Source organism: Pirellulales bacterium (genome assembly GCA_035499655.1).
GTDB lineage: Bacteria > Planctomycetota > Planctomycetia > Pirellulales > JADZDJ01 > DATJYL01.
The window spans coordinates 1-10,029 of the sequence record DATJYL010000024.1 but is presented as its reverse complement, the minus strand read 5'-3'; the positions used below and the strand labels follow the sequence as shown (position 1 = coordinate 10,029).

The 10,029-nt window shown below is 58.3% G+C and carries 6 protein-coding genes; 2 read left to right on the top strand and 4 right to left on the bottom strand.

Translation table 11 applies throughout. From position 1 onward, the window contains the following. Positions 1-208: 208 nt before the first annotated feature. On the top strand, positions 209-3,325 hold the full coding sequence (pruA, locus tag VMJ32_01515) for an L-glutamate gamma-semialdehyde dehydrogenase (GenBank protein HTQ37672.1): 3,117 nt from the start codon (positions 209-211) through the stop codon (positions 3,323-3,325). 49 nt (positions 3,326-3,374) lie between these two features. Here pruA and VMJ32_01510 read toward each other — a convergent pair whose 3' ends face one another. The 4 genes from VMJ32_01510 to VMJ32_01495 all read right to left on the bottom strand — a co-directional run bounded on the left by VMJ32_01510 (position 3,375) and on the right by VMJ32_01495 (position 8,719). After that, complete coding sequence (locus VMJ32_01510; GenBank protein HTQ37671.1) at positions 3,375-4,574, bottom strand: CapA family protein; 1,200 nt, start codon at positions 4,572-4,574, stop codon at positions 3,375-3,377. 119 nt (positions 4,575-4,693) lie between these two features. Then, on the bottom strand, positions 4,694-6,643 hold the full coding sequence (locus VMJ32_01505) for an SdrD B-like domain-containing protein (GenBank protein HTQ37670.1): 1,950 nt from the start codon (positions 6,641-6,643) through the stop codon (positions 4,694-4,696). Positions 6,644-7,152: 509 nt separating this feature from the next. Further along, the gene (locus VMJ32_01500) at positions 7,153-7,899 is read right to left on the bottom strand and encodes a PEP-CTERM sorting domain-containing protein (protein HTQ37669.1); all 747 of its coding nucleotides are present in this window, start codon (positions 7,897-7,899) and stop codon (positions 7,153-7,155) included. A gap of 61 nt (positions 7,900-7,960) precedes the next feature. Continuing rightward, positions 7,961-8,719, bottom strand: coding sequence for a DUF1559 domain-containing protein (locus VMJ32_01495; protein HTQ37668.1), 759 nt, complete (start codon positions 8,717-8,719; stop codon positions 7,961-7,963). An 86-nt stretch (positions 8,720-8,805) separates the two neighbouring features. On the opposite strand from VMJ32_01495, the gene modA reads away from it, so the two are divergent. Beyond that, the gene (gene modA, locus VMJ32_01490; GenBank protein ID HTQ37667.1) at positions 8,806-9,876 is read left to right on the top strand and encodes a molybdate ABC transporter substrate-binding protein; all 1,071 of its coding nucleotides are present in this window, start codon (positions 8,806-8,808) and stop codon (positions 9,874-9,876) included. Positions 9,877-10,029 lie beyond the last annotated feature (153 nt).

Sequence of the window (10,029 nt, the reverse complement as noted above, 5' to 3'; positions counted from 1 at the left end):
GGAGCTGCTCGACTTGGCCTACGACTGGTTTCAAGCCAACAATAATCACTACCTTGATATGCAACACACCTTCGCTTCCGCAGCCTAAATGCGCTTCGATCAGGTGGAGTACCTATTTAGTTGGTCCTGCTTGACGCTCTTCGTCCGCATGGTCGCACGCCGTACAATGTTGTAGGCGATATGAGGCCCCGATGCAATTTCGATCAACATGGCAGCCCTAGCGAACGCCACTTTCGATGACGTTTCGGCCCGCGATTTGGCGGCGATTGAACAGATCACGCAAGAAGTGGGCCGCTATTTGTTCGAGCACTTGGAAGTGCGGCGGCCCAGCCTGTGGGAGCGCCGTTGGTGGGACGACCGCATTATGGCGTGGGCTATGCACGACGAAGCGGTAAAGGTGCAGTTGTTCCGGTTCATCGATGTGTTGCCGATGCTCACTACGCCGGATGCCGTGGCCCGGCATTTGGAGGAATACTTGGACGATGTGCGCGATCGGCTGCCGTCGGCAGCGCGGTTTGGGTTGGTGGTGGCCACGCCGACGCGGCTTGGGCGGCGTGGCTTGGCGGCGGCGGCGCGGCGCAATGCCCTGGCCCACGCCAAGCGGTTCATCGCCGGGACGGATGTGAAGGAAGTGCTGGCGGCGGCGTTACACCAGCGGCGGTTGAAGCGGGCTTTCACTCTCGATGTGCTGGGCGAAGCCGTGGCCAGCGATATCGAAGCCGACCAGTGGCAGCGGGCTTATTTGGATTTGATTGAGCAGTTATCGCCCACGGTGAACGCGTGGACGGAAATTCCGCAAATTGACCGGGACGAGCGGGGCCCGCTGCCGCGCGTGAACGTGTCGATTAAGTTGTCGGCGCTGGACAGCCAGTTCGATGCGATCGATCCGGACGGGAGCGCGGAGCGGGTGGGGGCTCGGCTGCGGCCGATGTTGCGAGCGGCCCGGCGACTGGGGGCATTTGTGAACGTCGACATGGAATCGTACCGGATCAAAGCCCTGACGCTGCACGTGTTTCAGCAGGTTTTGATGGAGGAGGAGTTTCGCGATTTTGCCGACGTGGGCATTGTGTTGCAGTGCTATTTGAAAGATACCGAGGCCGATTTGGTTTCGCTGCGCGATTGGGCTGTCCGCCGCGGAACGCCGGTGTGGGTACGGCTGGTGAAAGGGGCGTATTGGGATTATGAAACGGTGCACGCTTTGGCGACGGGCTGGCCGGTGCCGGTGTTTCAGCAGAAGTGGCAATCGGACGCGAATTTTGAGCGGCTGACGCGGTTTGCGCTGCTCAACGCGCAGCATTTACGGACGGCGCTGGGAAGCCACAACATCCGATCTTTGGCGCATGGCATCGCGGTGGTGCGGCATTTGGAATTGCCGCGCGAGGCGTTCGAACTGCAAATGTTGTACGGCATGGCCGATGCGGAAAAACAAGCGCTGGTAGAGGCGGGCTACCGGTTGCGCATATACATGCCTTACGGTGAGTTGATCCCGGGCATGGCGTATCTGGTGCGGCGGCTGTTGGAAAACACATCGAACGATTCTTTTTTGCGAGCGAGCTTTACCGAGCACGTTTCGCCGGAGGTATTGCTGATGAACCCGCTGGATCACTCTGAGCCACAATCCAAGGCCGCTGAGCCGACAAGCGGATCGATAGTCAAACGACAAAGCAGCGATCAAGCGGCGGAAACGGTCGTTGAATCGCCGATACGGACGCGATACGGACGAACTGGCGACGAGTTGCCGGCGTTTCGGAATGAGCCGCCGGTTGATTTTGCGGTGCCGCGGAATCGGGAAGCGATGCAAACGGCGCTGGCGGACGTGCGGAAGCAGTTTGGGCGGTCGTATCCGCTAGTGATCGACGGCGAGAGGGTGGAAACGCAAGCGGAGTTTGTCTCGCGAGATCCATCCGATATATCGCAAGCGGTCGGAAACATTGCGGCTGCGGAAAAGCAGCGTACGGCGGCAGCCGTGGCGGCCGCTAAGCAGGCGTTGCCGGAGTGGAGCGGATTGGGTGCGCGTCGGCGGGCGGAGTATTTGCTGGAGGCGGCCGCGGTCATGCGCCGTCGCCGCTTCGAATTGGCAGCGTGGGAAGTGTACGAGTGCGGCAAGGGTTGGCGCGAGGCCGATGCCGACGTGTGCGAGGCCATCGATTTTTGTGAATACTACGCGCGCGGGGCCATCGAGTTGGAGGCGCAGCAAGAAGTGACCGTGCCGGGGGAGGAAAATCGTTTGCTGTACATGCCTCGCGGCGTGGCGGCAGTCATCGCGCCGTGGAATTTTCCGCTGGCTATTCTCACGGGCATGACCACGGCGGCTTTGGCGACGGGAAACACGGTGATTTTGAAGTCGGCCGAGGAATCGAGCGTGGTGGCCGCCAAGCTGATGGAGATTTTCCAAGAGATTGATTTGCCGGCCGGCGCGGCGCACTATTTGCCCGGCAAAGGCGAAGTGGTGGGGGCAGCGCTCGTGGAGCATCCCGATGTGGCGCTGATTGCGTTTACCGGCTCGCGCGCCGTGGGGCTGGCCATCAACGCCAAGGCTGCGGAAGTTTCGGCCCGTGGCATCGGTTATGTGAAGCACGCGATTTGCGAAATGGGAGGCAAGAACGCAATCATCGTGGATGAAGATGCCGATTTGGACGAAGCGGTGCTGGGCGTGGTGAAAAGCGCGTTTGGGTATCAAGGGCAGAAGTGTTCGGCCTGCTCGCGGTGCATTGTGTTGGCGTCGATTTACGACGTATTTTTGGCGCGGCTGGTGGAAGCGACTCGTAGCCTGAAAGTTGGGCCGGCCGACGACCCGGCGACCAGCGTGGGGCCGGTAATTGATGCCGACAGTGTCCGTCGGATTCAAAATTACATCGACATAGGCCGGATGGATGGCCGCGAAGTGCTGGCCGTGAACACCGATAGTTTGAAGCAGCGCGGATATTTTGTCGGGCCGCATATTTTTGCCGACGTGCCCGCTAGCAGCCGGTTGGCGCAGGAAGAAGTGTTTGGTCCCGTGCTGGCGGTGATCAAAGCCGAAAATTTGACCGAGGCGATCAAAATCGCCAACGGAACCGATTACGCGCTGACTGGCGGCATGTATTCGCGCAGCCCGGCGAACTTGGACCGCGTGTGCCGGGAATTTCAGGTTGGCAATTTGTATCTCAACCGGCCGATTACCGGCGCGTATGTCGGGCGGCAACCGTTCGGCGGGTTCAAACTGTCGGGCATTGGCAGCAAGGCGGGTGGGCCCGATTATCTGTTGCAATTCGTGCTGCCGCGAACGATCACCGAGAATACGCTGCGGCGCGGCTTTGCGCCGCCGACGGCGGAACATGAGTAAAGGATTGCCTGCGGCTGGGGACCCCGGCGCGCCGGGGCCGCTACATTTTCTATTTGTCGTCGGCTTCGTGCTTGGGGTAGGGCGGGTCGTAATCGAGCAGTTGTTTGGTGCGGGCATTGCCACGCGGTGATTTGGCGTCGGCAACTAAGTGGGGCAGGCCGCGGTCGTCGATGTGGGCCACCAATGTTTTCCAATCGGTGACGCCGGATTTATCGAGCGTGAGCTGCAAGATCCAGCCGGTGAGCGTTTCGTCATCGTGAAAGCCGTTGAAGACGAAGTTGCCCAGGCTGTAGAAAATGGGCTTGCTGTGATAATATTCGATGGCCTGGCGGACGTGTGGATGGGCGCCAACCACGGCATCGGCGCCGGCGTCGAGCATGGTGCGGGCGAAACTTCGCTGGCGGTCGCTGATTTCCTCGTATTCCCAACCCCAGTGCATGAAGGGAATGACCAGGTCGGCGTGATATTTTTCGCGAGCGGCGTGAATGTCGTCCACGACCAGTTGATCGACGCTCCAGGCGATGCCGGGCGAGTTAGGGCCGGCTTCGAAAATGCGGGGTTTGAATTCGTCGTAGCCCAATAGCGCCAAGCGGATGCCTTTGCGCTCCAAGATGAGCGGCGTGTGGGCGGCGGCAAAATTCCGTCCGCCGCCGAAGTACGGCATTTGGGCCTGATCGAGCAAATCGCACTGTTCGGCCAGCGCGCCTTTGCCGTAATCACCGGAGTGATTGTTGGCCACGGTGACCGCGCTGAAATGCCGCTTGATGACGGGAATGCAAATCGGACTGGCGCGAAAGTTATACGGTTTGGGCACTTTTTCGCCGGTGGTGGCGATGACGCATTCCAAGTTGCCTAGCGTGATGTCGGCCTGCTTAAAGAGCGAATCGAACGGCGTGAACGGATCGATGCCGTCGGCGATGGCCTGGCCGGGCAGCTCGTCAAGCATAATATCGCCGACGAAGATGACGTTGATTGTGACAGAAGGATCAGCAGCATGGGCGGCGCCGGGCATCGCCCACAAACATAGCGCAATGACCGGCGCAAGGCGGCTATTGACCGGCAGGGGGTGAATGACCAATGACCAAATCCCAATGACCAATGAGCGAACACTCAGAAATTGGTCGTTCATCAATCGGTCATTCAGTGCGTCGCCGGCTTGGCGGGGATCGAACTCGCTGCGGCGCCCATGTTTCAGCATGGCTCCAGTATAATGCAGCGATTTCACGCCCGCCAAGCTCGAATGGTTCACGTCACTTTCTGCGCGCAAAACGAAGCCGCGGGTGTTGGTGGCACCCGCGGCACAAGCCGGCCTGGTGAGGCACAGCGACGCGCAGCCTCACCAGGCAGTGCACGAGCAACGAACTGACGTTACGCCGTGCGATCGAAATACCCAAAGCTGCCGACGAGTTGGCTCCAGGTAAGGGTGATAATGCCGGAGTCGTGCCCGTTGTCGATGCCCCAGGGGTTGAACACGGTGACAGTGTCGTGCACGGTATCGACGCTGAGCACGGCGTAAGCGTGATCGCCGACGATTTGGCTGTCGGTGGGATAATTCTCGGAGCCCAGGCAGATTTCTTTGCCGGCATTGAATAAATTGGCAAACATCGTGAAGCCGGTGACGGCGGTGCCGGTTTCGATCACAGTCGATTGGCCGGTGATTTGGTTCAGCGCCATGAACATGTATCCACCGGAAATGGCGTTGTACACGTTCATGCCGCTGCCCGACATGCCGGCCCGAATCCAGCCGCTTTCGTTCATTTGGACGTAGGCCTTTTCGGCCAGGGCGACCCACAGTTCGTTCGAGGAACTGCTGGCCTGTTGGCCCATGCCGTCGAAGACCAAATAACCGTTGGCGTCGGTCGGCAGCTCGGAGTTGACGGTGACATAATCCGCTTTGCTGCCGTTCATAAAGCGGACGGTGTAGGTGCCGTCGCCATTGACAGTGAACATGCTAGTGATGGCGCTGGGATTTTTCAGGGCCGTTTCGGCCAGCGACGAGAGGAAATAACAATCGCCGATGCCGCCTTGCCGAACGTCGGTGTAGGAAACTCCGTTGACAAACAATGAACCGGAGACCTGGCGGTAGCTGAACGTCATGTCTTGACCGTTGGCGTCGGTCCAATCGGAGGTGCCGACGGGCAGATCGGTCCCCAGGAACCATTTGTCGACCAAGTCTTCCAATTTGGCAGCACTGAAGCCGATGGCCAAATTGCCCAGCGCGGCGCCCTGGTAATGGGCGTTGGCGGCGTTGCCCAGCACAATATCTTGCGACAAGACACGGACGTAATCCAGTGAGCCAAACAATGAAGTGTTGTCGAGGATCGAGGTTAAATCGCTGAGCTCCGCAGCAGTGACAGGGCCGGCTTGCTCAACTGCGCGGAGCAGACCGATCATGTCATTGCGTCCGAGAACGCCATCCTGGTAGTCGGCATCTGCCAGTGTACGGATGGCGGCTGTTTGAATGTGCGAATCGAACCAGGTTTGAGTGGGCGGCACCAAAGCAGGCACGTAAAATCCGAAATCGACGGTGAAATCGTTGGCCCCCGGAGCAAGCGTGACTGAGGCCGCGTCGTTGACGCCATTGCTGTCGACGGAGCGGTTGCCGCCACTTAGCGCGGGGCTGGCTGAATAGCCTGCCAAGACGCCGGACGTAAAATTGCTGGCATCGACCGTGATCGTGTAGCTGCCCGCTATCTCGGTGAACGAATAATGGCCATTGGCATCGGTTGTGGCATGGTCGGTCACGGAGCCATTGGCGTTGGAACCGGTCAGCGTGAGAGTTACGCCCGCCAGCCCCGTTTCATTGGCGTCTTGGATGCCATTGCCGTTGGCGTCGTTCCAAACATAGTCGCCGATGGTGGAAGGGGGAGCATCGACGACATGACCATTGAGCTTGGCTACGCCGGCAGCGACGGTCAATTTGCGGCCTAAACCGCTAAAGTACACGTCTGCTCCGTCCGACAGGGTCACGCGATCGCTGCCTTTACTGGAAGTGACCGTGACGTTTTTGGCCAAGATTTGGTTACCGCCATTGGCCACGCTGTTCAATGATACGTAGTCGTTTCCGCCTGCTTTTCCCGATGTTCCGAGCTTGATGTTGAGCGAATTGACCTGGGCTGCGTTCCAGCTTTTGCTCAACCCGAAAATCGAAATCATTCCGTTGGTTTCGCTAATGAGAATGTTGTCGGAGTGGGGAGTTCCTGTGATGGACAACACTCCCGCGCTGAGCGAAGCGGTTATGCCCGTGGCGGGCACCTGGCGAGACTCCAGGGTCTCGATCCGCGAATGACGATTGTGAGATTTTCGAGAGTGAATCATGCCGGATTCGCAGAATATATGTTCTCGGCACGGACACACCAACGTCAGTTGGCACACCGTGACGGAGCCAGGAAGCCGTGATCGAGCCAGGAAGTAGTCAAGCGGCAGACGAAACGAATGCTGAAAGACAAGAGGGGCGATTTGAAAAGAACGTGCGCCCGACAATAGAAACCGTAGGTCAGGTTTGCCGGCACGTCAAAGTTGCGGAGAAGAAAGGGGCGAGTGACGAGAGTTTAGCCGCGACGCGCTAGCGGAGCGTCGCAATTCGCCCACCAATTCGCGATCCCCGTTGATGAATATCAACAGCGCAGCCCAACCGCGACAATAACCAATGACCAATGACAAGCCGAACAACAATCACCAATCCACACGGTTAGCAGCGATGCAGGTGCGATCACTTCCATCGACACACATTGTCCCCCCGCAAAAGAAGCTCGCCGACCACCGTTGCGCCACGATGGTCGGCGAAACAAGACCGATTACGATCTATCTGTCCAGAAGAATGGAATTCAGGCGATTGGTACAAAACGCCGGCGACGACGGGCGGCAATTAGCGCCGTTAAGCCAAGGCCGGCTAATACGAATGTAGACGGTTCCGGCACAGCCATGATGTCATCGACGCCGAAGTAAGTTTGGGAGCCGAATTGGTCCCCCACATAAGTGGCTGTAGCAGAATCAACAATGCGAAATTCTTGAACCGCGCTCATGAAGGCGGCAAATGTTCCCTGGGGAGAGCCGACGGGCGTCATATCAGCCTGATCGATTGGAAAAACTTCAAATTGCCAACCGCTAGTCGGTTGTAAAACAACTGGATTGGTGGTTACCCAAGCTGGCGATGCGTTGGTCGTGCCATCGCGGAACGCAATCCGCATATCCAGGGTTGTCGATGGATTGGGATTCAGTAGCCACATGCTTACAGAAGTGACGCCGGCATCAAAATAGTCGCCGGTCCATTCTGTGGCGGGAAGGGTACTGATGGCCAGTAAGCGCGGGGCAGCCTGGGTGTCGTCCATACCGATACTCGAATCGATTTGTAGATATTGATCGCCCGTGCCTGCCGGTCCGCCAGTGGAAATTACTTTCGAAGCGTCGGAATGTGTCGCTTGACCGCCGCCCTGCCAATTTCCCGCGCCGCTTTGAAAATCATCATTTTGTCCGAGGACGGGATTACCCAGCACGGGGCTGGCGCAAACAAAACCTACGGCTAGGACGCTGCAAACAGCTAAAATCAATTTCATTCCAGATAATTTACACATCGTTGTTGATCCTCGTGAGTTGATGCTCAGGAAATGCTGTTCGTGAATTGCTGATTGTTGATTAAGGTCCGGCCCAAGAGCTGTCGGGCACAATCCAGCGGATGTCGGGCCGGTCGGGGATTCCTACGCCGCAACCGACATAATCGCTGCGGAATGGCGCAACGTGTCCGTCCAAGAAGGCGATGTTTACCATGTCGGCGTGGCGGGCAATCGTACTGAAGTTAAGGTAAATGCCCGCGATGAGTGTGGGCGCCGCAGGAAGCAACGAACAATGCACGCCATTGCCCTCGGATAGGAAGACCATGGTCGTGCGGGGGCCAACCTTGTCGATATGGTCGGGCTTGATCGATTGCTGCGTCGACAGCCACATATTCATTCCATACGAAAAGTACATTTTGTTGGGATCGGCTGTTGGATCGCTGGGTGGATTAGTAGGGGGAATTACTTTTTCCGCCATTTCGGGACACATCCACACGCTTGTATCGCCGGGTTGCGGCGTCAGGTTATCGCCTAACAGCGTCATGAAAGACAGGTTTTCCATGAACGGAGGCAGGGCATTGAACCAATCATCTGGTCGATAAAAACTTGTGGTGATTTGCACGCCCTGACCCCGGCGGGGTAAGTAACCCTGGTGGGCCTGAGCGTAATTCAGCATTGCCAAACTCCACTGCCGCATGTTCGATTGGCACGTTATCAGGCGGGCGCTTTTACGGGAGGCCTGCACGGCCACTAGCAACAGCCCGATTAAAATGCCAATAATCGCGATGACAACGAGCAGTTCCACCAGGGTGAAGCCGAGGGATGCGCGTCGAAACCCCATGAGATCGGCCCGTTATGCAAGTTCGGATATAGCGGTCTAGTGTAGCTGAATGGGGTGCCGTGTCAACCGCGATGGAGATATTCGAAATGGCAAAAACGACGACCAGCCAGGGCTGGGGACGCGATTGGACCGTGGGGGTGCGCGTGTGGATCGAACGACACGGGCAGGCCGTGCTGGGTCAGGGCCGGGCCGAATTGCTGGATGCGATTGGCCGGCAACAGAGCATTACCGCGGCCGCCAAAACGGTGGGCATTTCCTATCGCAAAGCCTGGACGATGATTCAAGAAATCAATCAGGCGGCGGGAGAACCCCTGGTAAAAGCGGCCGTGGGGGGCACGAAAGGAGGCGGCGCAACACTGACCCCGCGGGGCCGGTTTGCCGTGGACGTTTACGGGCAGCTTCACCAGGCCTTGCACGAAAGCGCGGCCGGCGTGCTACAGCGGATCACCAATCCGCGCGACAATGCCTCGCCCGGGGTTCATTTGGCGGCGGCAATCAGCCTGCAAGAAGTGATCGGTGAACTGTTGTCTGAATACGCGCTGCGGGAGCCGACGGTACGAGTGCGGGTGGTGTACGGCGCTTCGAACGAATTGGCCGATCATCTTCTCAGCGGCGCGCCGGGCGATTTATTTATTTCTGCGGAAGCTTGCGAAATCACTCGGTTGGAGGAAGCCGGCCGGCTGGTGGCGCGGACTCGAAAAGTGGTCGCGTCGAACGGTCTAGCGGTGATTGGACCATACGGGGGAACCGCGCTGAAACGGCCTGATGACTTATTGAGCAAAAAAATTCGACGCATCGCGCTGGCGGAGCCAGCGTGTCCGTTGGGGGGATACTCGCAGGTATATTTGCAGGGGGCTGGCGTCTACGATGCGCTGCTTCCCAAAGTGCTATACGTCGACAATTCCCGGGCGGTGTTGTCGGCGGTGGCTGCGGGAACGGCCGATGCCGGCGTGGCGTTTTCCAGCGACGCTCAACGAGCAGCTAGCAGCGAAACGAAGTTCCTGGTTCCTCATTCGCAGGCCGCCGCGCATTACGTGGCTGGCATTGTTCAGGGGGGCCCACAATCGAAGGCTGCGCGGGCGCTGTTGGCGTTCATTACTTCGCCCGCGGCGGGAAAATGTTTCCGCCGCCACGGATTCCAACCGGCACAAGCGTGAGTACTGAACGATGATGCTATCCGAGCCACTCAAACTGAACCGCGGATTACGCTGATCTTCACGGATTGCAGCAGATTTCCATCATTGGTCATTCGTGCTTGGTCATTGGTCATTTGTCTTCGGCCTTCGGATGCGCTTTGAAGAAATCCCAAA